Source organism: Vibrio sp. S9_S30 (genome assembly GCF_014694455.1).
Classification (GTDB): domain Bacteria; phylum Pseudomonadota; class Gammaproteobacteria; order Enterobacterales; family Vibrionaceae; genus Vibrio.
Genome location: NZ_JAAUWT010000149.1, coordinates 1 through 409, shown reverse-complemented (window position 1 = coordinate 409; position 409 = coordinate 1). Strand labels below are relative to the sequence as shown.

2 tRNA genes are annotated in these 409 nt (G+C 44.0%); both read left to right on the top strand.

Features of this window, described 5'->3' with window-relative positions:
* The first annotated feature begins 53 nt into the window (after positions 1 to 53).
* Positions 54 to 130 (top strand) — tRNA-Ile (locus HC752_RS24450).
* A 37-nt stretch (positions 131 to 167) separates the two neighbouring features.
* Positions 168 to 243, top strand: a tRNA-Ala gene (locus HC752_RS24445).
* The last annotated feature ends 166 nt before the right edge of the window (positions 244 to 409 follow it).

Genomic DNA, 409 nt, shown 5'->3' with positions numbered 1-409 from the left:
GAGACGAGTGTCCACACAGATTGATACGGTTTATAACAGTTAAGAGTAATGTTGGGTCTGTAGCTCAGCTGGTTAGAGCGCTCGCCTGATAAGCGGGAGGTCGGTGGTTCAAGTCCACTCAGACCCACCAATCTTGCCGAAAGCAAGATTCCAGCAACATTATTGATGGGGCTATAGCTCAGCTGGGAGAGCGCCTGCCTTGCACGCAGGAGGTCAGCAGTTCGATCCTGCTTAGCTCCACCATCTTTAAGTGTTCTTCTCTTCAACTAGAGAATATTTAGAAATGGTTCTTAAAATGGATCACGCTCTTTAACAATTTGGAAAGCTGACGAATAACAACTATCCCCTTATCTTCGGATAAGCGTTGTTATTCAATTAAAAGTTCTCAAATCCTATGTCTTACTCTTTT